The 23,021-nt window shown below is 75.9% G+C and carries 19 protein-coding genes and 1 pseudogene; 13 read left to right on the plus strand and 7 right to left on the minus strand.

The window, feature by feature from the left end; genetic code table 11:
• Positions 1-13 precede the first annotated feature (13 nt).
• The 3 genes from KPL59_RS20820 (at position 14) to KPL59_RS20830 (ending at position 2,131) form a co-directional block, all read left to right on the plus strand.
• The gene (locus tag KPL59_RS20820) at positions 14-733 is read left to right on the plus strand and encodes an SRPBCC family protein (protein ID WP_020626513.1); all 720 of its coding nucleotides are present in this window, start codon (positions 14-16) and stop codon (positions 731-733) included.
• Positions 734-809: 76 nt separating this feature from the next.
• Complete coding sequence (locus KPL59_RS20825; RefSeq protein ID WP_226361738.1) at positions 810-1,826, plus strand: P1 family peptidase; 1,017 nt, start codon at positions 810-812, stop codon at positions 1,824-1,826.
• Positions 1,823-2,131, plus strand: coding sequence for a hypothetical protein (locus tag KPL59_RS20830; protein WP_226358081.1), 309 nt, complete (start codon positions 1,823-1,825; stop codon positions 2,129-2,131). Before KPL59_RS20825 ends, KPL59_RS20830 begins: the two co-directional genes overlap by 4 nt.
• A gap of 185 nt (positions 2,132-2,316) precedes the next feature.
• Here KPL59_RS20830 and KPL59_RS20835 read toward each other — a convergent pair whose 3' ends face one another.
• Entirely contained in the window at positions 2,317-2,826 is a 510-nt protein-coding gene (locus tag KPL59_RS20835; protein WP_226361739.1) for a PepSY domain-containing protein, read from the minus strand.
• 146 nt (positions 2,827-2,972) lie between these two features.
• Between KPL59_RS20835 and KPL59_RS20840 the strand changes: the two genes are divergently transcribed.
• The 4 genes and pseudogenes from KPL59_RS20840 (at position 2,973) to KPL59_RS20855 (ending at position 11,254) form a co-directional block, all read left to right on the plus strand.
• Entirely contained in the window at positions 2,973-4,433 is a 1,461-nt protein-coding gene (locus KPL59_RS20840) for a hypothetical protein (protein WP_226358079.1), read from the plus strand.
• Positions 4,430-5,167: pseudogene (locus tag KPL59_RS20845) on the plus strand (hypothetical protein); the annotation flags it as partial. The gene KPL59_RS20840 and the pseudogene KPL59_RS20845, both read left to right, overlap by 4 nt.
• A 526-nt stretch (positions 5,168-5,693) precedes the next feature.
• On the plus strand, positions 5,694-10,232 hold the full coding sequence (locus KPL59_RS20850; protein WP_226361740.1) for a hypothetical protein: 4,539 nt from the start codon (positions 5,694-5,696) through the stop codon (positions 10,230-10,232).
• Between the two features lie 2 nt (positions 10,233-10,234).
• Complete coding sequence (locus tag KPL59_RS20855) at positions 10,235-11,254, plus strand: hypothetical protein (RefSeq protein WP_226361741.1); 1,020 nt, start codon at positions 10,235-10,237, stop codon at positions 11,252-11,254.
• Positions 11,255-11,341: 87 nt separating this feature from the next.
• On the opposite strand, the gene KPL59_RS20860 is transcribed toward KPL59_RS20855, so the two are convergent.
• Both KPL59_RS20860 and KPL59_RS20865 read right to left on the minus strand, forming a co-directional pair.
• Positions 11,342-12,622, minus strand: coding sequence for a HAMP domain-containing sensor histidine kinase (locus KPL59_RS20860; protein ID WP_226358076.1), 1,281 nt, complete (start codon positions 12,620-12,622; stop codon positions 11,342-11,344).
• Complete coding sequence (locus tag KPL59_RS20865) at positions 12,622-13,368, minus strand: response regulator transcription factor (RefSeq protein WP_226361742.1); 747 nt, start codon at positions 13,366-13,368, stop codon at positions 12,622-12,624. Before KPL59_RS20865 ends, KPL59_RS20860 begins: the two co-directional genes overlap by 1 nt.
• A 104-nt stretch (positions 13,369-13,472) precedes the next feature.
• Here KPL59_RS20865 and KPL59_RS20870 point away from each other — a divergent pair, with 104 nt between their 5' ends.
• Positions 13,473-13,949 (plus strand): hypothetical protein, encoded by a 477-nt coding sequence (locus KPL59_RS20870; protein ID WP_226358074.1) that lies wholly within the window; start codon positions 13,473-13,475, stop codon positions 13,947-13,949.
• A gap of 66 nt (positions 13,950-14,015) precedes the next feature.
• On the opposite strand, the gene KPL59_RS20875 is transcribed toward KPL59_RS20870, so the two are convergent.
• The 3 genes from KPL59_RS20875 to KPL59_RS20885 all read right to left on the minus strand — a co-directional run bounded on the left by KPL59_RS20875 (position 14,016) and on the right by KPL59_RS20885 (position 16,722).
• On the minus strand, positions 14,016-14,288 hold the full coding sequence (locus KPL59_RS20875) for a MoaD/ThiS family protein (RefSeq protein WP_149663398.1): 273 nt from the start codon (positions 14,286-14,288) through the stop codon (positions 14,016-14,018).
• A gap of 2 nt (positions 14,289-14,290) precedes the next feature.
• Positions 14,291-15,349 (minus strand): GTP 3',8-cyclase MoaA, encoded by a 1,059-nt coding sequence (gene moaA, locus KPL59_RS20880; RefSeq protein ID WP_226358073.1) that lies wholly within the window; start codon positions 15,347-15,349, stop codon positions 14,291-14,293.
• Positions 15,350-15,501: 152 nt separating this feature from the next.
• On the minus strand, positions 15,502-16,722 hold the full coding sequence (locus tag KPL59_RS20885; RefSeq protein WP_226358072.1) for an acyl-CoA dehydrogenase family protein: 1,221 nt from the start codon (positions 16,720-16,722) through the stop codon (positions 15,502-15,504).
• Positions 16,723-16,817: 95 nt separating this feature from the next.
• Here KPL59_RS20885 and KPL59_RS20890 point away from each other — a divergent pair, with 95 nt between their 5' ends.
• The 4 genes from KPL59_RS20890 to KPL59_RS20905 all read left to right on the plus strand — a co-directional run bounded on the left by KPL59_RS20890 (position 16,818) and on the right by KPL59_RS20905 (position 20,578).
• Complete coding sequence (locus KPL59_RS20890) at positions 16,818-17,222, plus strand: molybdopterin-binding protein (RefSeq protein WP_020627631.1); 405 nt, start codon at positions 16,818-16,820, stop codon at positions 17,220-17,222.
• 95 nt (positions 17,223-17,317) lie between these two features.
• On the plus strand, positions 17,318-18,091 hold the full coding sequence (locus tag KPL59_RS20895; RefSeq protein WP_075312735.1) for an ABC transporter permease: 774 nt from the start codon (positions 17,318-17,320) through the stop codon (positions 18,089-18,091).
• Positions 18,088-19,203, plus strand: a complete 1,116-nt coding sequence (locus tag KPL59_RS20900) for a sulfate/molybdate ABC transporter ATP-binding protein (RefSeq protein WP_226361743.1) — start codon at positions 18,088-18,090, stop codon at positions 19,201-19,203. The genes KPL59_RS20895 and KPL59_RS20900 overlap by 4 nt, the downstream gene beginning before the upstream one ends.
• Before the next feature lie 175 nt (positions 19,204-19,378).
• Positions 19,379-20,578: a S8 family peptidase gene (locus KPL59_RS20905; RefSeq protein ID WP_226361744.1), complete on the plus strand. Its 1,200-nt coding sequence runs from the start codon at positions 19,379-19,381 to the stop codon at positions 20,576-20,578.
• Here the strand turns inward: KPL59_RS20905 and KPL59_RS20910 are convergent.
• On the minus strand, positions 20,575-21,252 hold the full coding sequence (locus KPL59_RS20910; RefSeq protein ID WP_226358069.1) for a hypothetical protein: 678 nt from the start codon (positions 21,250-21,252) through the stop codon (positions 20,575-20,577). The two genes, KPL59_RS20905 and KPL59_RS20910, sit on opposite strands and share 4 nt — an antisense overlap.
• A 48-nt stretch (positions 21,253-21,300) precedes the next feature.
• Here KPL59_RS20910 and KPL59_RS20915 point away from each other — a divergent pair, with 48 nt between their 5' ends.
• A complete protein-coding gene (locus KPL59_RS20915) occupies positions 21,301-22,935 on the plus strand; it encodes a phosphatidylserine/phosphatidylglycerophosphate/cardiolipin synthase family protein (RefSeq protein WP_226361745.1) in 1,635 nt (544 codons plus the stop codon).
• The last annotated feature ends 86 nt before the right edge of the window (positions 22,936-23,021 follow it).

A 23,021-nucleotide genomic window follows, 5' to 3' on the forward strand; every position in this document is an offset into this window, starting at 1 on the left:
GCTTGGAAGACACATGCAGCTGGAGAACAAGTTCACGATCGCCGCGCCGATCGAGGACGCCTGGAAGGCGCTCAACGACCCGGAGCTCATCGCGCCGTGCTTCCCCGGGGCGACCCTCACCGAGTACGAGGGCGACTCGTTCCAGGGCACCGTCAAGGTCAAGCTCGGCCCGATCTCGCTCACTTACAAGGGCAAGGGCACCTACATCGAGCGGGACGACGCCAACCACAAGGTCGTCATCGACGCGTCCGGCCGCGACGCCCGCGGCAACGGCACGGCCAAGGCCATCGTGACCGGCACGATGGTCGCCGACGGCCCGGACAAGACCTCGGTCACGATGGTCACCGACATGACCGTCACCGGCCGCCCGGCGCAGTTCGGCCGGGGTGTCATCTCCGACGTCGCCGACAAGATCATCGGCCAGTTCTCGAGCTGCGTCGCGGACAAGCTGACCGGGCCCGGCGGGGCGTCGTCCAACGGTGCCGGCCCGAAGCACGCGGCCGACGAGACCAGCCCGATCCCGGCGGTCCCGCCGGCTCCGGGTGAGCAGGCCGCTCCGACGCCGGTGAAGCGCACCTACCAGCCGCAGAGCAGCCCGGTCGAGGCCATCGACCTGCTCGACTCGGCGGGTGCCCCGGTGCTCAAGCGCCTCGCGCCCGTGCTGGGCGGCATCGGTGCGCTCGTGCTGCTGTTCGTGCTGGTCAAGCGCCTGCGCGGCGACTCGAAGGGCTGAGTCCCCCGCAGGTTCTTCCGGGCCGGTACCGCGTTCCGCGGTGCCGGCCCGTGGCGTTGCGGGGCAGGATGGTGCGGTGCGAGCGGGTGAGCGGAACGGGCTGACCGACGTCGAGGGCCTGCGGGTCGGGCACGCGGCGGTGAGCGGGCCGGGCGCCCGCAGCGGGACGACGGTGGTGCTGGCTCCGCCGGGCGGCACGATCGCGGGTGTCGACGTGCGCGGCGCCGCGCCCGGAACCCGGGAGACCGACCTGCTCGACCCGGTCGCGACGGTCCAGCGGGTGCACGCCGTCACCCTGTCCGGGGGCAGCGCGTTCGGTCTCGACGCCGCCTCCGGGGTGATGGCCCGGCTGGAGCGCGACGGCGAGGGCTTCCCCGTGCCCGGCGCCGTCGTGCCGATCGTGCCGGCCGCGGTGGTGTTCGACCTCGGCCGCGGCGGCGACGCCCGTGTCCGCCCGACCGCCGACACCGGCGCGGCCGCCTACGACGACGCGCACGCCGGGCCGGTCGTCCAGGGCTCGGTCGGGGCGGGCGCCGGCGCGGTGTCCGGTGGGCTGCGCGGCGGCGTCGGCTCGGCGTCGGCGGTACTGACCGAGGGCTCCGCCGCCGGGACGACGGTCGCGGCCCTGGTCGTGCTCAACTCGGCCGGTGCGGCGGCGGACCCGGCCACCGGTGCGGTGTACGGCGCCCGGCACGGTCTTCCCGGCGAGTTCACCGTCGGGGTGGCTCCGGCCCTCGCCCCGCCGGAGCGGCTCACGGAGCTGTACGCGGGGCACGTGAACCCGCTGGGGACGGCGACGACGTTGGTCGTCGTCGGCACCGACGCCGCCCTGGACAAGGTCGGCTGCACCCGGCTGGCCACGATGGCGCACGACGGCCTGGCCCGGTCGATCTCCCCGGTGCACACGATCCGCGACGGCGACTGCGCGTTCGCGCTGGCCACGGGAACGCGGTCCGCGCCGGACGCGACCGGGGTGTTCGCGTTGCAGGCGGCCGCGGCGGAGGTGACGGCGCGGGCCGTGGCGCACGCCCTGATCGCGGCGGAGGCGGCGCCGGACCGGCCGTCGTACTCGTCGCTCGTGGCGGGTCGGTGAGCGCGCCGAACCCGTGGCTGGGACGCCCGCGTGCGCCGCGCCCGCCGCCCGCGCCGGACCCGGACGCGGTGCGTCTGGTGGGGCTGCCCCGGCGGCGGGCCGCGGCCCGGGCGGTGAACGACGTGGTGCGGGGCGTGGACGTGCGCGCGTTCGGCGACGGCTGGACCGTGTCGTTCCTCAGCGGCCACTACACGCTGTGCCACACCCTCGACGAGCTGCTCGACGCCGTCGCCCCGTCCGGGGAGCGGGAGCTGCTGCGGGCGACCGTGCTGGCCGCGGCCGACGGGAGCGCGGGCCGGGACTGACCGGCCCGGCCGTCGGACGCCGCCGCCCCGGCCTGCGGTGCGGTCGGGACGGCGGCGCCGCGCCGTGCTGTGCCGTGCCGTGCCGCGCCGTGCCGCGCCGCGCCGGGCCGGGCCGGGCGCGGTCGGGACGGCGGCGTCGCGCCGGGTGCGGTCGGGACAGCGGTCGCGCGCCGGGTGCGGCCGGGTCAGTCGTCGTCGCGGTCGTCGTTCCGGTGGTCGTCGCGGTGATCGTCCCGGTCGTCGGCCTGGTCGTCGCGGTCGTGGTCGAGGACCTGGCCGGTGGCGGCGTCGATGTCGATGTCGTGCTCGATGGTGCCGTTCAGGACCTCGACCTCCCAGTGGTCCCGGTCGTCGTCGCCGGCGTCGCGGTCGTCGTCGCGGTCGTCCCGGTCGTCGCTGTCGAACTCGACCTTCGTGACACGGCCCCCGCCCGCGGCGGCCAGGGCGGCACGCTCGGCGGCGGCGCGGTCGACCGCGGGCGCGGCGGGTGCAGGAGCGGCGGTCGTCGGCGCGGAGGCGTCGGTGCGGGGCAGCTCCGGGGGCAGCAGGTCGGCGGTGCGCGCGATGGCGGCGCCGGTCGGGACGACGGCGAGCTCGTCGGGGGCACCGCCCGCCCCGAATGCGAGGGCGGTGCCCCCGCCGACGAGCAGGAGGCCGGTGGCGGCGACGGCGGCGACGGTGAGCGGGGTACGCACGATGATCTTCCTCCGGGGGTTTCGGCTGGTCCGGGTCGGTGCGACCCGGTGACGGTGGGAACTGTGCCGTCGTCGGCCCCAAGGTCGCGCTGCGTGAGCCCTAAGGCGGCGTTAGGGCCCGGAGCGGTCGAACTACAGTCGTCGGGGTGTCGACCATCAGCCCGGACGAGGGAGTGGCGCGCCGGCTGAAGGCCCTGGCCTGCACGGCGCCGCTGCACGACCTCGACGCCCGCAAGGGGCGGCTCGACTGGGACGCGACCGGCTACCAGATGGCCGAGATCGGGCTGCAGGCGATCGACCAGGTCACCCTGGCCATGGACTTCGACCACGGTGCGGACCACGCGGAGGTCGTCCGGCGGCTGCTGCCGTTCGTCGGCGCGCAGGTGCCGGGGGCCCCGCGGTCGGAGTACGTCCGCGTCGCACAGTGGGTGATCGACAACCTGATCAACGTGGGGTCGATCGACCGCGGGTTCGCCGTGGAGTACGGCACGACCGACGACGAGGGGCGCTACGTGCGTCGCCGGTTCGACTTCAAGCTGCTCGTCGAGGTCGCCGCCCCGGACGGCGGGATCTACCTGCGTGCCTCGGACGAGGCGATCAACGTGCTGGTCGGGGCGCTCGACACCGACGTCGAGTCGGCCCAGGAGGCGGCCGAGACGAAGCTGGAGACGCTGATCGTCCGCGGTCGTCTCGGCGACGCCCGGCTGGCGGCCGAGCAGGCCCGCTACCGGACCGTGCAGTACGCGGAGTCGTTGCGGCGCAAGCTGGAGGCCACCCGCCGCGACGTCCGGTCGGTGGACTGGCTGGACGCGGTCCCGCAGCTGCTCGACGAGGCGCTGACGCACATCGAGGCCCGCTACCGCGCCGAGACGATGATCAAGGCGAACATCGCCGACGCCCGCGACGAGGCCACCGAGCCGGGGCGCCGCCGGCAGGCCGCGGAGCTGGTGACCGTCGTCGACGACTGCATCCAGCGGCACACCCAGCTGCAGGCGCGGTTGCAGGAGGCGGGGGCCGCGTTCCGCGCCGAGCAGGATCGCCAGCAGTTCTCCGGGAAGCCGAAGCGGGCCGCCGTGGACGTGTTCGGGCAGCTCCTGCGGCCGTCGCTGGCGCTGACCGTCGAGGCGGCGCACGACCCGGTGACCGGCTACTTCGCGGCCGGGGCCGGTGTGCGCAACCCGTCGGTGCCGAGCCTGGGCGGGCTGGTCGAGACGTTGCTGACGCCGCCGAGCGACCGGGACCCGTTCGGCGCCGAGGTGCCCGAGCCGGAGCTCGCCCCGCAGCCGCGCGAGCGGTTCGGGGTGGAGACGTGGGCTGCCGCCGACGCCGTGCTGCCCGACGAGATCGAGCACCCGGTGCGGCTGTCCGCGGCGCTCGCGGCGGCCCGCGCCGCCGGGGCGGACCTACCGCAGCTGGTCGCGCTGCGGGCGGTGCACGCCGTCGGGACGGCGGTGGCCACGGCCCGGACCCAGGGTGACCCGTCGGTGCTGGTCGCCGTCGACGACGGGACGGTCCTCGACGACCCCGAGTTCGGCGGCGCCGACCTGCTGCTGGCGCGGGCCGGTGTGCTGGGTGGACAGACGAACCGACGGACGGCGCAGACATGAGTGACACCGAGACCGCGGCCCGCCTGGTCGGTTACGGCATGCGACCCAAGGCGCTGCCCGGACGCGACCCCGACTACGCCGACCTGGTCCGCCGCTACCGGGAGGACGACGAGTTCCGCACGACCGTGCAGCGCGTCGCCTCCGGCCTCGGCCTGGTCGTGCTCGCCGTCGACACCGGCCCGGGCATCGTCCTCGCCGCGACCGAGGGCTCGGTCTTCGAGATCCGGATGGACGAGTACGCCCGCCGCACCGCCCTGGCCAACCGCGGCGCGGACAAGGTCCTGCACGGCATCGCGCACCTCGCCGTCGCCGCGCTGGCCTTCCCCCGCCCCGATGACCTCGGCGACGACTCCTACGTCGGCCGGGTCTCGGTGGAGCTCGTCGACGGTGCCGTCCGCGAGGCCTGCCGGGTACTGAACGAGCGTGCCGCGGGTCCCGCCGACCCCGAGTCCGACGCCCCGCAGCTCGAGGAGGTCTGGCGGGTCTGGCAGCGCCGTCCGGAGGCCACCGCGACCAAGGACGGCCGGGTCGGGGAGTCCACCACCCGCGGGATCGTCGGCAAGGCCCTGCGGTTCCTCGCCGACCAGGGCTTCCTCGTGCCGGTCGGGGCGGAGGGCGCCTACCGGACGACGCCGCGCTACCAGGTGCAGGTGCGGGAGCTCGCCGCCCAGCGGGCCTTCGACGAGCTGCTGGCCCTGAACGTCCTGCCCGCCGCGACCGCCGCCGGGACCCTGGTGACCGAGCACGACGGAGTGTTCGACCCGCCGGGCGCCGGTGCGGAGGGCGCGGCCGGGCTGTCCGGGCCGGCGGAGTCCGCCGGCCCGTCGCCCGCTGCCCGGGGTGGCGGCCCGGCCGCTGCCTTCGACGGCACCGGTGGCCCCGAACGCGCCGGTGGCGCCGAACGTGCCGGTGTCCTCGACGGCGCCGATGACCCCGACGGCCTCGACGGAACGGGTGCCCCGCAGGAATTCGCTTACCGGGTAAGCGAATTCGCCCGGGAGGGTGCCGGGGGAGACGGCGTGGTGGCGGATGGCGTACCGGTCGGTGCCGATGTGGGAGGTGCCGGTGCGGAACTCGCTTACCCGGTAAGCGAATCCGCACCGGAGGGGGTCCCGGTCGGGGACACGGATGCCGGCCCGACAGCGCATGCCGGCCCGACAGCGCATGCCGGCTCGACAGCGCATGCCGGCGCGACGGACGAGCCCGGCCCGACGGATCGGGCGGACCCTCCGGCGACCGACGAACCCACGGAGGAACGCGATGTATGAGCTGACCCGCGTCCGCCTGTTCTCCGTCGGGCCGACCGCCGCGCGCTACCAGGACGTCGCGCTCGACCTGCGGGGCGTCGGCGCCCCGGTGAAGGTCGCCGTGCAGGAGGACCTGTTCGCCCCGGACGCGCTGGACCGCACGACGCCGCGGCGGCCGTCGCCGGCGTCGGTGCTGTTCCTGGAGAACGGTGGCGGCAAGTCCGTCCTGCTCAAGCTGATCTTCTCGGTGCTGCTGCCGGGGCGGCGTCAGGTCGTCGGCACCACCAGCACCACGGTGCTGGAGAACTTCGTGCTCGCCGAGGACGTGGCGCACGTCGTCTGCGAGTGGATGCACGTCGGCACCGGGCGGCTCCTGGTCACCGGGAAGGTGTCGGAGTGGCGCGGGCACGTCGCCTCCACAGATCCGGAGAAGCTGGCCGACGCGTGGTACTCCTTCCGGCCGGTTCCCGGGATGGGGCTCGACGACCTGCCGTTCACCCACGACGGCCGCCGGGTCACCCTGGCGGCGTTCCGGGAGCGTCTGCAGACCGCGCACCGCGAGCACCCCGACGCCGAGCTCGCCTGGGAGACCGGGCACCGGGACTGGACGCGCCACCTCGTCGACGTCGGTCTGGACCCGGAGCTGTTCCGCTACCAGCGCGCCATGAACGCCGGTGAGGGCGAGGCCGCCGAGGCGTTCTCGTTCTCCTCCGACGAGGCGTTCGTCGACTTCCTCCTGCGGGCGGTGCTCGACCCGGCGGAGCCGCAGAACGTCGCCGAGCTCGTCGCCGGGTACGCCGACCGGCTCGCCCAGCGCGAGGAGCTGGAGACCGAGCGGGAGTTCGTCGACGGCACGCTGTCCCGGCTGGAGCCGATGGTCGACGCCGAGGCCACCGCGACCGCGGCCCGCGACGCCGAGACCGCCGCGCGCGCCGAGCTGGCGGCGACCGCGTCGCGGATCGCGGCCCGCCGGGTCGCCGAGGAGGCCCGCTCGGTGACCGCCGCCGAGGAGGCCGCCGGCGCCGTCGAGGCCGAGCAGTCCGCGGCCCGTGCGGCGGAGCGGCTGCAGGACACCGTCGGTGAGCTGCGCAGACTCACCGCGGTCCTCACCGTCGAGGCCGCGGAGCGGACCGCGGCCGAGGCGACCCGCGAGCGCGACGACGCGTCGGCCGTGTCGATGGCCCGCGACGCCGTCGAACCGGTGCTGGCGCACCGCGTCGCCGCCGCCGAGGCCGCGCGGCTGCGCGCCCGCGTCGAGGAGGAGGAGCAGAAGTCCCGGCCCGCGCTCGCGGCTCGGCAGGACGCGGCCCGCGCCCTCGCCGCCGCGCTGGCCCGCGTCGCCGCGGAGGCCGACGCCGCCGCCGCCGCGGAGACCCGCCGCGCCGACGCCGAGGAGCGCGCGGCGGCCGCCCGTCGCGAGCAGGTCACCCGCACCGCCGACGCCGCCCGTGCCGAGAGCGCGGCCGGCGCCGCCCGCGAGGCCCTCGACGAGCTCGACACCCGGGTTGCGGCCGCCGTCGACGCGGGGCACCTGAAGGCGGGCTCGACCGCCGCCGACGTCGAGGACGAGGCGACGGCTGCCCGGATCGACGCCGAGCGGTGCGCCGCCGCGCTCGCCGACGCCGACACCGCCGCCGCGGCGATCCGTGAGGAGCGCCGGGCCGCCGAGACCCGCCGCACCGCGGCACAGGACGCGGCGGCCGCCGCCCGCGCCGACGCCGCGACCGCCGAGGCCGCACGATCCGCGGCGGAGGCCGAGGCCGTCGCGCTCGCCGGGGAGACCCGACCCGCGGAGCTGCTCGGGCTCGACGAGATCCGCCCGGACACCGACGCGGGCCTGGTCGTCGACACCCTGACCACCGCGATCCGCGGCGCCGAGCGGGAACGGACGACCCTGCACGGCGACCAGCGCCGCGACGAACGCGCGCTCGCCGCGCTCGGCGACGGCGGCCTGCTGCCCGACCCGCCCGAGATCGAGGACGTCCTCGCGGTGCTGGAGTCCGCCGGGATCACGGCCTGGTCCGGGCGTCGCTACCTGGCGAAGCTGCCCGCCCCCGACCGGGAGACCGTGCTGGCGCGGCTGCCGCACCTGGCCGGCGGAGTACTGCTCAACGACGCGCGCGACGCCGAGCGGGCCCGCACCCGGCTGGACTCCGCGCGGCTGCTGCCGGCCTGCCTGGTCGCGGTCGGCACCACCGCCGCGCTGCGCGCCGACGCCGACCCGGCGCCCGGGATCGACTTCGTCGTGCCGCCCAACCCGGCCCTGCACGACGAGGAGGCCGCCGAGCAGGTCCGGGTCCGCCTCGTCGCCGAGACCACCGAGCGCGCCGCCCGGCTCGCCGAGCTGGAGACCGTCCTCGACGACGACCGCAGGCTGCGGGACCGGTTTGCCGCGCTGCGCGACCGTCGTCCCACCCTCGCCGACCTCACCGAGGCCGCCGAGATCGCCGAGGCCGCACGGGCCGCGGCCGTCGCCGAGCACGAGGCGACCCGCGCCGCGGTCGAGGACCTCGACGAGCGCGCCGACCGGCTCGCCGCCGACCGGCCCGGCCTGGAACGGACCGCCGGGGACACGCGTCGCCGGGCGGACGCGCTGGCCGCGCTGCGCACCGAGCTCGCCCGCCGGGCGACGCACGAGGAGCGGATCCGCACCGGGGAGGCCGACGCCGCACGGGCCCGCGAGGAGGCCGACGCCGCCGGGACCACCGCCGACCGCGCCGCTCGCGAGGCCGCCGACGCCCAGCAGACCCGCGATCGGCAGCGCGGCATCGGCACCACCCTGCGCGACGAGGCCGCGGCCCTCCCGGTCTCCCCCGAGGAGATCGGCGACCCGGACGCGGAGCCGGACGGGACCCCAGAAGGATCGCTGGCCGAGCTGCGCGAGGAGTTCCAGCGGGCCCGCGACGCCTACGCCTCGGCCGCCGTCGACACCGACCTGCACGGTGCGCTGGAGCGGGCCGAGGCCGACGCGCGGGAGCGCCGGATCGCCGTCGACGGACTGCCGCGCACCGTCGTCGAGGCCGCGACGGCGTTCCTGCACACCCCCGACGGCGCCGACGCCGCCAGCCGTCGCGCCGCCGCGGAGCAGGCCAGGGCCGCCTACGACGAGGCCGAACGCCGTCGCGCCGACGCGGCGACGGAGCTGGCCGTCGCCCGTCGCGAGCTGGAGCGGTTCACCGGCGGCGAGCGGCCGATCGACCACGGTGCCGAGGGGCGCTCCGCGGACTGCGCGCCCTACGACGTGCCCCGCGACGCCGAGCACGGCCGTGAGCTGGTCGCCCGCGCCGCGGCCGACCTGGACGCGGCGGGCACGGAGCTGGAACGCCGTCGCCGGGCCCGGACCGCCGCCGAGGACGCCCACCGCACCGCCACCGACCTCGCCCGCGGGTTCGGGCTGGTCGTGTCCTCGTTGGACGAGACGCCCGAGCCGTCCGGGGTGCCGTTCGACGGCGACGTCGAAGCCGCGCAGGCCGCGCTCAAGCGCCACCAGAACGCCGTCCGCGACGCGGCGGGGGAGCGGACGCGCGCCGAGAAGAAGGTCCGCGAGGGTGTCGACGCCGTCGCCCGTTTCGCGCAGGACCCGCGGTTCGCGACCCTCACCTCCCCGGTGCACCGCCACATCGGCGGCGTCGACCGGTCGGAGATGCCGGGCCTCGCCGCGGAGTGGATCGCGGCGCTGCGCCCGCGGCTGCGTTCCCTCGACGACGACCTCGGGAACATCGAGCGGCACCGCTCCGGGATCGTCACCCGGCTGTCCGGGATGGTCGGCGAGGCGCTGCGCACGGTGCGCCTCGCCCAGCGGCTGTCCCAGCTGCCCGAGGGCCTCGGCGACTGGTCGGGCCAGCAGTTCCTGCGGATCCGGTTCGAGGAGCTGCCCGACGCGGCGCTGCGCCACGAGCTCGGCGCCGTCGTCGACCGCACCGCCACCGGGATGGCGGGCGGCAAGGCCAAGGACCGGCGCGACGGCATGTCCATGCTGCTGCGCGGGGTCAGGGCGGCGATGCCGAAGGGCGTCCGGGTCGAGATGCTGAAGCCCGACGCCGTGCTGCGCACCGAGCGGCTGCGCGTCTCCGCGATCAAGGACGTGTTCTCCGGCGGGCAGCAGCTGACCGCGGCGATCGTCCTGTACTGCACGATGGCGGCGCTGCGGGCGCACCAGCGCGGGCAGGGCAGGCGGGCGCACGCGGGCGTGCTGTTCCTCGACAACCCGATCGGACGCGCGTCGGCGGGCTACCTGCTGGAGCTGCAGTTCGGCGTCGCGCAGGCCCTCGGCGTGCAGCTGGTCTACACGACCGGGCTGTTCGACGCGGGCGCGCTGTCGTCGTTCCCGCTGCTCGTGCGGCTGCGCAACGACGCCGACCTGCGCGCGGGACGCAAGTACCTGTCCGTCGACGAGCGGGTCACCCGGTCGGTGCCCGACGCCGACGCCCCCGGCGGCCGGATCACCGCGGCGCGGATCTACCGGCGCCCCGAGGCCGTGGTGCCCGCCGGCGCAGGCAACGACGGTGCAGGCCGCGCCGGTGCAGGCGACGGCGCGGGATCGGCAGGATGACCGTGCCCGGGGACGCAGGGGCTGCGCTCGGGCCGGTCGCGGAACGGCTCGCGGAGCTGCTGCGGGCCTCCGGGCGGACCCGGATCCCGCGCTCGGCGGTGCGCGCGGCGTTCCTGCGGGCCGACCCCACGATGGTCGGCAGCGTCGACGCCCGGCGGAACCTGGCCGCGGTCCTGGCCGAGCTGACCGCCGCGGGGGTGATCGAGCCGACCGACCGCGCCGACGACGGCAGCCCGCCGTTGCCGAACTCGGTCCGGCTGCTGCGTACCGCCCCGGCCCCGGCGCCGCAGGACCGCACCCCGTGGCACGCCGAGCTGTCCTGGGCGGCGGGCCTGCCCCGGCCGTCGCCGACGCTGCTGCAGGTCAACGAATGGCTGTTCCGGCACGCGGCGCGGGCGGTCGAGGTCCCGCTGCGGGAGCGCGCACTGGAGATCACCGGCGACGAGAAGGCGTTCGACGGCCGCCTGCCCGGCGCGCTCTCCCTGGCGACCCTGCGGGCGCGCCGGGTCGTCCCGCCGCTGCACCGCGAGCCGCTGCCCGGGGGTGGGCCGGTGCTGCTCGTCGTCGAGAACGCCGACACGATGGACTCGCTGCTCCGGGCGCTGCGCCCCGAGCCGGGCGCGGTCGGCGGGGTCGCCTGGGGCGCCGGGGACGCGTTCACCGCGTCGGTGCTCGCGCTGCGGGAGGCCCCGCCGTCGGAGGTCCGGTACTCCGCGATCCGGTACTTCGGCGACCTCGACGCGGCGGGGCTGCGGATCCCGCGCCGCGCGGGCGAGCTGGCCGTCGCCGAGGGGCTGCCGCCGGTGCGGCCCGCGACCGGGCTGTACCGGGCGCTGCTGGAGCACGGCCGTCCGGCGGCCGCGTCGAGCGTCGACCACGCCGACGTCGAGTGGCTCGATCCCGCGCTGCGCGGCCCCGTCCGCGACCTGTTCGCGTCAGGTGCACGCCTGGCCCAGGAAGCCGTAGGCGCCGAGCACCTGGCCGACGACACAGCCTGGCGCGCGGGGCTCGCCCTCGACTGAGTGGTCCCACACGGGTTCCGGTGTCCCACACGGGACCCGAACCCGTGTGGGACGCACGACCCCGTGTGGGAGCGGGTGACTTCGTCGTCAGGGGGGTGGTGGAGCGAGGGTCAGGTCCACTCGGAGGCCGTTGGTGGGGGGTGAGGTCACGGTCAGGGATCCGCCGGCCTGTTCGGCGGTGCGTCGGGCGATGTCGAGGCCCAGGCCCGTCGAGCCGCCTCCGCTGACCCCGCGCGAGGTGGGGTCGGTGCCCGGTGGCAGGCCGGGACCGTCGTCGTGCACGACGATCCGGGCGCCCCCGCCCGGGCGGGCCGTCAGCTCCACGCCGAAGGCCGTCCCGTCCGGGGTGTGCGCGAACACGTTGCCCAGCAACGCGTCCACGCACGCCTCCAGGTCACCCGGCGCGCAGGCCACCGGCAGCGGGCCGTCGGCCAGGTGCAGGGTCACCGCACGGTCGGTGTCCTCGGCCAGCACCCGCCAGAACTCCACCCGCTCCCGGACGACGGCCGCCGCGTCCGTGCTGCGGGCCGTGCCGCCGCCGCGTCGCCGGGCCTGCTCGATCGCGCCGGTGACCGCCCGCGCGACGCCGTCGACCCCGGCCGAGATGCGGGCGACGTCGTCCGGGTCGCGCAGGGCCTCGGCGTCGAGGCGCAGCGCGGTGAGCGGGGTGCGGACCCGGTGCGCGAGGTCCGCGACGTTCTCCCGCTCCTCGCGCAGCAGCTCCGAGATCCGTCCGGCCAGCCCGTTCAACGCCCCCGCGACGACGCCGAGCTCGGCCGGGGCACCGGGGTCGGCGCGCGCGGACAGGTCCCCGGCCGCGAGCCGCTCCGACACCCCGGACAGGTCGGTGGCGGCGTCGACGAGGGTGCGGGCCAGCCGGTCCGCGACCAGCAGCCCGCCGGCGAGCAGCACCAGCGAGAGCCCGCCCAGCAGCAGCCAGGAGCGGGTCACACCGCGGGTGAGCTCGGCGTCGGGGACGAACACCCGGATCGCGGCGTTGCCGCCCGCGGCACCGGTCACCGCGAACACCAGCTCGCGCCCGCCGGGCGCCTCGGTCGACGCGCTCGTCCCGAGCAGCCCCAGCCGGACCACCGGGCTGCGCGGTGCGGGCGCGCCGAGGACGGTGCCGTCGGGCAGGAACACCGAGACGTCGGAGGCGTCGCGGCCGTCGGCGTTCTGGACGGCGGGGGTCAGCACCGACCGGTCGCCGCCTGCGACGGCCGGGGTCAGCACCTGGGCCTGGACGGTCGCGGCGGACACCGCCGAGCTCTCCGCGACCGAGCGGATCAGCGTCGCGAGCGGGACCGCGAACGCGACCAGCACCAGCAGCACGGTCGCCCCGACGAGGACGAGGATGCGCCGCCGCATCAGGCGGTGCCCGGTCCGGTTCCCGACGGCGCTGACGGCGCTGACGGCGCTGACGGCGCTGACGGCGCTGACGGCGCGGACAGCCGGACCCCGACGCCGCGCACCGAGTGCAGGTAGCGCGGGGCCTGCGCGGTCTCGCCGAGCTTGCGGCGCAGCCACGACAGGTGCACGTCGACGGTCTTGTCGGCGCCGCCGTAGGGCTGCTGCCACACCTCGGTCATCAGCTCCCGCTTGCCGACGACCTGGTCGGCGCGGGCGGCGAGGTGGTGCAGCAGGTCGAACTCGCGCGGGGTCAGCTCCAGCTCGGCGCCGTCGAGCACCGCGCGCCGCGACCGCGGGTCCACCGACAGCCCGCCGACGACGACCGTCGGGGCGCCGGCCCCGTCGCCGAGCCTGCGCAGCACCGCGCGGATCCGGGCGTCGAGCTGGGCGGCGGCGAACGGCTTGACCAGGTAGTCGTCGGCGCCCGCGTCGAGCACGGAGACGATCTCGGTCTCGTCGTCGCGGGCGGTGGCGACGATCACCGGCACCGTGCTGGCGCCGCGCAGCATGCGCAGCATGGTGGTGCCGTCCATGTCGGGCAGGCCGAGGTCGAGCACCACGAGGTCGGGCCGCTTCCCGACGGCGTGCTCCAGCCCCGCCATCGCGGTCGGGGCGGAGTCGACGGCGTGCCCCCGCTCGGTCAGCCCGCGGATGAGGGCACCGCGGATGCCGGGGTCGTCCTCGACGATCAGGATCTGGGCCACGGGAGGAGAACCTATCCGCCGTGACCGCGCCCGCGGTGGGTCCCAGCCGTCGCTTGTGTCCCGTTTAGGGATCCGTTAACCGGGGTCCGGGGCATGCTGTGCGCGTGGAACGACCGACCCGCCCCGTGCTGCAGATCGCGCTCTGGACCGCCGCGGCCGCCGGCGCCCTGCTCCTGGGCCTGACGGCCGTCGGGAGCATCGGCAGCGACCTCGCCGGCACCCAGACACAGCCGCTGAGCGCCGAGCAGGTGGACGCCCGGCTGGCCCAGCACTCCGCCGCAGCCACCTCCACCGCCCCTGCCGCCCCGGCACCCGCCCCGGCACCGACATCGGTGCCGGTGGCCGCCCCGCCCGCGGTGGTGCAGGCCGGGGCCGCGGGGAACGTCCTGGCCCGCTGTGAGGGCGCGACCCCGCGGATCGTCTCGGTCAACCCCGCGCAGGGCTGGGAGCGCGATGACGACAAGGACATCGGCCCGGCCGAGGTCGTCTTCGACGGCGACGACGTACCGGACGTCCTGGTCACCCTGAGCTGCGCGGGCGGGGTGCCGACCGGCCGGGTCGCGGCCGTCCCCGAGGACTGAGCGGCCCCGGGGACGCTTCCGGAGGACGCTCGCGGGGGACGCCGGGGCCCGCGGGCCGCGGCGGGCTCAGCCGCCGGCGAACGGCGGGAGCACGTCGAGGGTGGCCGCCCCGCCCACCACCGCGGAGCGGTCGCGCACCGCCACCTCGTCGAGCAGGAAGCTGCAGCGCAGCAGGACCCGCTCCAGCTCCGGGCCGTGCGCGGTGCCGAGCGCGGCGACGGCGTCGGCCACCGTCGCGCCGGCGGGCAGCTCCACGGCCTCCTCGCCGGTCCCCGCGGCGGCCTTGGCCGCGGCGAAGTACCGGACGGTGAGGGTCCTGGTCTCCAGGGACAGGGTCATGGTCATCCTCCGATCGCGCTCATTGGGCGCGCAGGCTGCAGGAATCCGGGGTCGTCGATGCCGTGGCCGGCCTTCTTGCCCCACATCGCGTCGCGCCAGACGTCGGCGATCTCGGCGTCGGTCGCGCCGCCGCGGAGCATGGCGCGCAGATCGGTCTCGCCGGTGGCGAACAGACAGGTGCGGACCTGGCCGTCGGCGGTGAGCCGGGTCCGGTCGCAGGCCCCGCAGAACGGGCGGGTCACCGAGGCGATCACACCGACGGTGGCCGGGCCTCCATTGACCACGAACTTCTCGGCGGGAGCCCCGCCGCGGTCCTCGTCGGACGGGGTGAGCACGAAGCGCTCCTCGAGCCGCGCCAGGATCTCGTCGGCGGTGATCATCTCGGTGCGACGCCAGCCGTGCTGGGCATCCAGCGGCATCTGCTCGATGAACCGCAGCTGGTAGCCGTGGGCCAGCGCGAACTCCAGCAGGTCCGCGGCCTCGTCGTCGTTGACACCGCGCAGCAGCACCGCGTTGATCTTCACCGGGGCCAGGCCCGCGGCCTGCGCGGCGGCCATCCCGTCGATGACGTCCGACAGCCGGTCGCGCCGGGTGATCTGCGCGAACCGCTCCGGGCGCAGGGTGTCCATCGAGACGTTGAGCCGGTTCACCCCGGCCGCCGCGAGGGCCTCGGCGCGACGGGCGAGCCCGATGCCGTTGGTCGTCAGCGAGATGTCCGGACGGGGCTCCAGCGCCGACGCGGCGGCGAAGATGTCCTCCAGGCCCTTGCGCAGCAGCGGCTCGCCGCCGGTGAACCGCAGCTCCTCGACACCGAGGTCCCGCACGGCGAGCGCGATCAGCCGGTTCAGCTCCGCGTCGGTCAGCTGCTCGGAGCGCGGCATCCAGTCCAGGCCCTCGGCGGGCATGCAGTAGGTGCAGCGCAGGTTGCAGCGGTCGGTGAGCGAGATCCGCAGGTCGGTCGCGACCCGTCCGAACCCGTCGACGAGACGGGGGTCGGCCGGGCGGGACGGGTCCCGGGACGTGCCGCCCCGCAGCGACGGCAGGCCGAGCTGGGTGGTCATGGGGCCGAGGCTAGCCGCCGACGGCGACGCTCGCCCAGAGCGGGTTTCCGCAGCTCAGACCGGTATTCCGCACCCGCGGACGTGGCTGCGGCCACGTTGTCGCAGGTGCGGAACTAGTCACCGTGTACCTAGTCGAAGAACTAGTCACACGGTTACGTCCGGTGGGCCTTCAGCTCCTGCCGGGCGACGGAGCGGACGTGCACCTCGTCCGGTCCGTCGGCGAAGCGCAGGGCGCGCGCCCACGCGTAGAAGTAGGCCAGCGGGGTGTCGTCGCTCATCGCCGCGCCGCCGTGCACCTGCATCGCCCGGTCGATCACCGTGCAGGCCATCCGGGGCACCACGACCTTGATCGAGGCGATCTCGGTCGCCGCGCCCTTGGCGCCGTGCGCGTCGATCAGCCAGGCCGTCTTCAGGGTGAGCAGCCGGGCCTGCTCGATCTCCATCCGGGACAGCGCGATCTGCTCGCGCACCACGCCCTGGTCGGCCAGCGGCCCGCCGAAGGCCACCCGCGACCGTGCGCGCTCGGTCATCAGGTGCAGGGCACGCTCGGCCATGCCGATCAGCCGCATGCAGTGGTGGATCCGGCCGGGGCCCAGGCGGGCCTGGGCGATCGCGAAGCCGCCGCCCTCCTCGCCGAGCAGGTTCGACGCGGGCACCCGCACGCCGTCGAACCGTAGCTCGGAGTGCCCGTGCTGGTCCTGGTAGCCGAAGGTCGGCAGGTGCCGCTCGATGGTGAGGCCCGGGGTGTCGCGCGGGACGAGGATCATCGACTGGCGGCGGTGGTTCGACACGGTGTCGTCGTCGTCCGCGGCGGTCTTGCCCATGACGATGAAGATCCGGCAGCGCTCGTCGGCGGCACCGGAGATCCACCACTTGCGGCCGTCGATGACGTAGTCGTCGCCGTCGCGCCGGATCCGGGTCTGGATGTTGGTGGCGTCGGAGGAGGCGACGTCCGGCTCGGTCATCGCGAACGCCGAGCGGATCTCGCCCGCCAGCAGCGGTTCCAGCCACTCCTGCTTCTGCGCGGGGGTGCCGAACAGGTGCAGGGTCTCCATGTTCCCGGTGTCGGGGGCCTGGCAGTTGATGACCTCGGGGGCGATCACCGGCGACCAGCCGGACACCTCGGCGACCGCGGCGTAGTCCACGTTGGACAGGCCCGAGACGTCGGGCAGGAACAGGTTCCACAGGCCCCGCTCGCGGGCCTCGGCCTTCAGCTCCTCCACCACCGGTGGCAGGTCCCACTCCTGCGGCGTGCCGCGCCGCTGCGCACGGAAGGCGTCGTAGGCGGCCTCGGACGGCAGGATGCGCTCGTCGAGGAAGGCGCGCATGCGCCCGGTGTAGTCGGCGGCCACGGCGCTGGGTGCGAAGTCCACGCCGAGGATCAGACCACACGCCGTCGTCGGGTGGCAGGTCGTGCGTCGACGGTCCGCCGTGGCCTCGCCGCAGGCGCGACCCTAGTATCGCGACCGTGCCGCACTTCAGGATCTCCGAGGCCGCCCGACTGCTCGGCGTCAGCGACGACACCGTCCGCCGCTGGGTGGACGCGGGGACGCTGCCGGTGCAGGCCGACGCGTCGAACCGCAAGGTCATCGACGGTGCCGCGCTCGCCGCGTTCGCCCGCGACCACGCGACCGCCCCGCCGGACCCCTCGGTGGTGCAGCGCTCGGCCCGCAACCGGATGGTCGGCCTGGTCACCTCGGTGCTGGCCGACACGGTGATGGCCCAGGTGGAGATGCAGTGCGGGCCGCACCGCGTGGTGTCGCTGATGAGCAGCGAGGCCGTGCGCGAGCTCGGTCTCGAGCCCGGTGCGCTCGCGGTGGCGGTGATCAAGTCGACGAACGTGGTGGTGGAGACGCCGGGCGGACACCTGTGATCCCGGGGGCCGGCACCGCCGCCGCGCCGGCCCCGACCCGGCGCCGCGAGGGTGCCGCCGACCGCCACGGCACCGGCGTCGGCCTGCCGGTCTGGATGTGGATCCCGGCCGGCATCGGCTTCGCCGTGATCGCGCTGCCCGTGCTCGGCCTGCTCTGGGAGGCCGACTGGGCCGAGACCCCCCGCCTGCTCACCAGCGAGGCCGCGCTGTCGGCGCTGCGCCTGTCGCTGCTGACCGCGGCGATCTCCACGACGCTGTGCCTGCTGCTCGGCGGGCCGCTCGCGGTGGTCCTGGCCCGCGGCCGGATCAACCGGCTGCCCCGCCTGATGCGCGGGATCCGCTCGGTCGTGCTGCTCCCGCTGGTGTTGCCGCCGGTCGTCGGCGGACTCTCGCTGCTGTTCCTGCTCGGCGCCAACGGCCTGGTCGGACAGGGGCTGGACACCGCGTTCGGGATCTTCATCCCGTTCTCGACGGCCGCCGTGGTCCTGGCCCAGACCTTCGTCGCGATGCCGTTCCTGATCGTGTCGCTGGAGGGCGCGCTGCGGACCGCGGGGGAGCGCTACGAGGCGACGGCGGCCACCCTCGGCGCGTCGCCGGGGCTGGCGTTCCGCCGGGTCACCGTGCCGCTGGTGCTGCCCGGCCTGGCGTCCGGGCTGGTCCTGGCCTTCGCCCGCTGCATGGGTGAGTTCGGTGCGACGATCGCGTTCGCCGGCAGCCTGGAGGGCACCACCCGGACCCTGCCGCTGCTGGTCTACCTGCAGGGCGAGACCGACGTCGCGGGGGCCGTCGCGCTGTCGCTGCTGCTGGTGGTCGTGTCGCTGGTGGTGATCGTCGTCGGGCGACCGCGGGGTCTGGACGGCCGCGGATGAGCAGCGGCGGCGACACGGTGGAGCCCGGTGTGGAGCTGAGGGCGAGGCTGGACCGGGACGGGTTCGCCCTGGACCTGGAGCTGTCGGTCGCCGCGGGCGAGGTGCTCGCGGTGCTCGGCCCGAACGGGGCGGGCAAGTCCACGATGCTCGGCATCCTGTCCGGGCTGCTGCGTCCGGACGCCGGGCACCTGCGCGTCGACGGCCGGACGCTGCTCGACACCGCAGACGGGACCTTCGTGCCGCCGCACCGGCGCGGTGTCGGGCTGCTGGCCCAGGAACCGCTGCTGTTCCCGCACCTGTCGGCGCTGGCGAACGTCGCGTTCGGGCCGCGGGCCCAGGGCACGCCCCGCGCCGCGGCCGAGTCCCGGGCCCGTGACCTGCTCGACGCCGTCGGTGTCGGCGGGCTCGCCGCCCGCCGCCCCGCGCAGCTCTCCGGCGGGCAGCAGCAGCGGGTCGCGCTGGCCCGCGCGCTGGCCCCCCGCCCGGGGCTGCTGCTGCTCGACGAGCCGCTCGCCGCTCTCGACGTCGACGCCACCCCCGCCATGCGCACCCTGCTGCGCCGGGTCATCGCCGACGGCAAGCAGACCGCCCTGCTGGTCACCCACGACGCGCTCGACGCGCTCGTGCTCGCCGACCGCGTCGTCGTGCTGGACCGGGGCCGGATCGTCGAGTCCGGTCCCGCCCGGGACGTCCTGGCCCGTCCGCGGAGCGCGTTCTCCGCCCGGATCGCGGGGCTGGACCTGGTGCCGGGCACCGCCGAGGGCTCGGGGGTGCGCACCGCCGACGGGACCGAGATCCAGGGCCGCGCGGTCGAGGTCACCGCGGGCGAGCCCGCGGTCGCGGTGTTCCCGCCGTCGGCGGTGGCGGTGCACGGCAGCAGGCCCGGGGGCAGTCCGCGCAACGTCTTCCCGGTCCGGATCGCCGCGCTGGAGCCGCGCGGGGACACCGTGCGGCTGCGGGCCGTACCCGTCGCCGGGGGGCCGGACTGGGTGGCCGGGCTGGCCGCCGACGTCACCCCGGCCGCCGTCGCCGAACTGGGTGTCGAACCCGGCCACGAGGTGTGGTTCGCGGTGAAGGCGACCGAGGTCGCCGTGCACGGCCGGCACGCCTGAGCGCAGCGACCGATCCGCTGATCGCGCAGCTCGGCGCCCTGCCGGACCCCGGTCGGCAGGCGTGCCCGGCACCCCCGGTGCCGAAACACTCCGTCACCCGGGTGGTCCCATGTGTCACCCGGACCACCATCGTGTCTCTCGCATCAGGCGTCACAGGCGCATACCGTCGCTGTCTGTGAGTCCACTGCGTCCCCGCGCCGCCCGACTGGTCACTGCCGGTGTCCTGGCGGTCGCGTTCGGTGTTCCTCTCGCACCGACGGCGTCCGCCACCGAGACGGCGCAGTCGGCGCAGTCGGCGCCTGCCGGATACCTGGTGCAGACGGCGACCGACGGACAGACCCGGGCCGCCGCCGAGTCCGTCGGCGTCGAACCCACGGCCACCTTCGACAGCGTGGTGCACGGCTTCGCCGCGGACCTCACCCCCGCCCAGGCGACCGAGCTGCGCGACCGGCCCGGCGTCGTCGGGGTGGAGGAGGACCGCACGATCTCCCCGCTCGACCCGCAGGCCGTCCACCAGGACGCGCCGGTCGTCCCGCTCGCCACTGCCGAGCAGGCGCCGGGCAACTGGGGGCTGGACCGCATCGACCAGCCGAACCTGCCGTTGGACGGGCAGTACCGGCACACCGCGACCGGCGCCGGGGTGGACGTCTTCGTCCTCGACACCGGCGTCGACGCGAGCCACCCGCAGTTCGGCGGCCGGGCGAAGCTCGAGCTCAACACCATCGACCGGACCGACACCGACTGCGACGGGCACGGCACCGTCGTCGCGGGGATCGCCGCGTCGACGGACTACGGCGTGGCACCGGGCGCGAACGTGCGCGCGGTGAAGGTGCTCGACTGCAACGGCACCGGGACGCTGTCGTCGCTGATCGCCGGTCTGGACTGGGTGTCGAAGAACAAGCGCGGCCCCGCGGTCGCGGTGATGTCGTGGAGCTACGGCGGCTCGCCGATGCTCCAGCAGGCCGTCCAGCGCATGATCGACTCCGGGGTGTTCGCGGCGTCCTCGGCGGGCAACACCGGCGGCGACGACTGCACCGCGCTGCCCCGCGCGATCGACGACGTGCTGGTCGTCGCGAACTCGACGATCGACGACAAGCGCGCCTCGAACTCCTCGACCGGCCGCTGTGTCGCGCTCTACGCGCCGGGCACCCGGATCGTCGCGCCGGTCCCCGGTGGCGGCACCGCCTCCTACAGCGGGACCTCGATGGCCGCGCCGTTCGCGGCCGGGGTGGCGGCGCTCTACAAGCAGGCCCGCGGGGACGCCCCGGCCACCACCGTCAAGAAGTGGATCGTCGACAACGCGGTCCCGGGGAAGATCGACGGCGGCGACACCGGCGGCACCCCGAACCGGCTGCTGCAGACCGGCGGGCTCTAGCTCCGGGCCCCGTCGGTCCGGGCCTCGTCGGCCCACTCCCACAGCTCGTACGCGGGCTGGTCGAGCAGGTCGTTCAGCTCGGCCGGGTCGTACGACGGGGCCGCGACCCACACCGTCCGGTCGGTCCTCAGCCAGGCGAGGCGTGGTCCGCGGACCCCGGAGAGGTCGGGCGCACCGTCCTGCGCCGGGTGGCGGTCCAGCAGCGCGTCCCAGCCGTCCGGTCCCGCCTCGTCGAGCGCGCCGAGCACGGTCCCGCTGGTCACCGGCTCGCCGTGGTCGGCGACCGACGCCGCGATCCGGTCCGGGTCCACCACCCCGTCCGGCAGCACCCCCGCCGCGACCAGCACGTCCAGCACCCGGTCCAGCCGCTCCCGGCCCTCCGCCGACAGTGCGGGCACCACCCGCACCGCGTCCGGCAGCGTCGAGGTCGCACCACCGGCGCCGGGCACCACGACCTCCGTCGCCGGCACCGCGGGCGCGAGCTCGGCGTGGCGCGCGAGCCGCCACGACCGCCGGGCCAGGAACCCGAACACCGCGACGGCCACCGCGGCCGCCACGAACGGGATCGCCCGACCGGTCTGCAGGCCGGCCACGACGAACCAGCCGCCGACCACCACCGCCCCCGCCACCGAGACTGCTGCGGAGACCCGGTCGACCGTGCCAGGGCGTGCCATGCCCGCAGGATAGGCGCGACCCCCGGTCACCCGGATAGCGTCCGGCGCATGCCCGGCACGCCCCCCGCCGACCTCGCGTCCCTCACCCGTCGCTACCTCGCCCCCGCCACCGCCGAGTGCCCCACGTTCGTCGAGGACACCGAGTGGGAGCCGATCGTCGACGGCGTCGACTACTTCGCCCGGCTGCGGGACCTGTTCGACCGGGCGGGGCCCGGCGACACGGTGCTGGTCACCGGCCTGAACCTCGAACCCGACATGGACCTGCGCGGCCTGGCCCCCGACGAGGAGGGCTACGAGGCGCTCGCCGACCGCTTCGCGCGCCTCGTCGACGCCGGAGTCGACCTGCGCGTGCTGCTCACCGCGGCGGTGTTCTCCGGGTCGGTGCCCGGGGTGGCGATCGGGCCGTTCCGGGCGAACGCGTTCGCCGCGCTGGAGCTGCGCCGCCGCCCGCAGCTGGCCGGACGGGTGCTGCTCGACTGGTCGGGCTCCGGGATCGGCTGCCACCACCAGAAGGTGGTGCTCACCCACGTCGGCGGCGAGCTGACGGCGTTCGTCGGCGGGCTGGACCTGTCCGCCAACCGGTTCGACGCCGAGCCGCACGACCGGCTGTCCATCGGCGAGGAGCGCTGGGGCTGGCACGACGGTGCCGCCGCGCTGCGCGGGCCCGGTGCCGCCCGGGTGTGGGAGGTCTACCGCGGCCGGTGGACCGAGGCCGCCACGCTCCCGCCGCGCCGGTTCATGGTCGGCCCCACCGACTGGGAGCCGATGAACCCCGAGCCGTTCGTCGCCGACCTGCCGCCGCCGCCGCCGCCGGCCCCGCCGTACCCCTCCCCGGGCACCGCGGTGCAGGTCCTGCGCTCGCTGCGGCCGTGGAAGATCGACCACTTCGGGATGCTCTACCGGCGGCACTGGACGGTGCTCCCGCGGCACGGCGTGCAGGAGGTCTTCCACACGCTGTCCGCGGCGATCCGCGGCGCCCGGCGCTACGTCTACCTGGAGGACCAGTACTTCTTCGAGGTCCCGGGCGGGCGGCGGGCGTTCCGGCTCTACGGGTTGCTGCGCGACGCCGCCGCCCGCGGGGTGAAGGTCGTGCTCGTCTGCTCGGGACGCAAGGACCCGGTCGACGCCGGGGTGAACAAGTTCCGTCGCCGCGTCACCGGCGACGTCCAGCGTGGCGTGATCGACCAGCTCGCCCCGGGCGACCGCGGCAACGTGATCATGCACCGGATCGAGGACCTCACCGTCCACACCAAGCTGGCGCTGGTCGACGACGTCTTCGCCTCCATCGGGTCGGCCAACTTCTTCTCCCGCTCGATGCGCGGCACCGACACCGAGCTGTCGACGGCGTTCGTCACCTCCGGCGACCAGGTGCGTGACCTGCGGGTACGGCTGTGGGCCGAGCACCTGCGCACCGAGCTGACCGACGAGCTCGCCCCCCGGCTGGCCGACCTGGACCTCGCCCTGGGCATGTGGCGGCCGGAGTGGCTGCCGCCGGACGCGCCGGCCGGGACCTGGCGGGTGCCCGGCTACCCCGCCGGGTTCGCCCCGGCCGAACGGGTGCTGGTGCCGGTCGGGCCCTGGCCCGAGTCCTCCCCGCGGCCGCTGCGCCGCGCGGCCCACGGGGCACGGCGCGGGGCGGCGAAGGTCGCGCAGTCCGGGAGGCGCCGCCTGTCCTCGTCGTGATGTCGCGTGCTGCCGACGGGTGTTGGCAACCGCGTCGTCCGGGGTGAGGATGTGACGACCAGCACTGAGCCACCCGAGGAGTACGA

The sequence above is a fragment of the Pseudonocardia sp. ICBG1142 genome (assembly GCF_020496255.1).
Taxonomy (GTDB): Bacteria; Actinomycetota; Actinomycetes; order Mycobacteriales; family Pseudonocardiaceae; genus Pseudonocardia.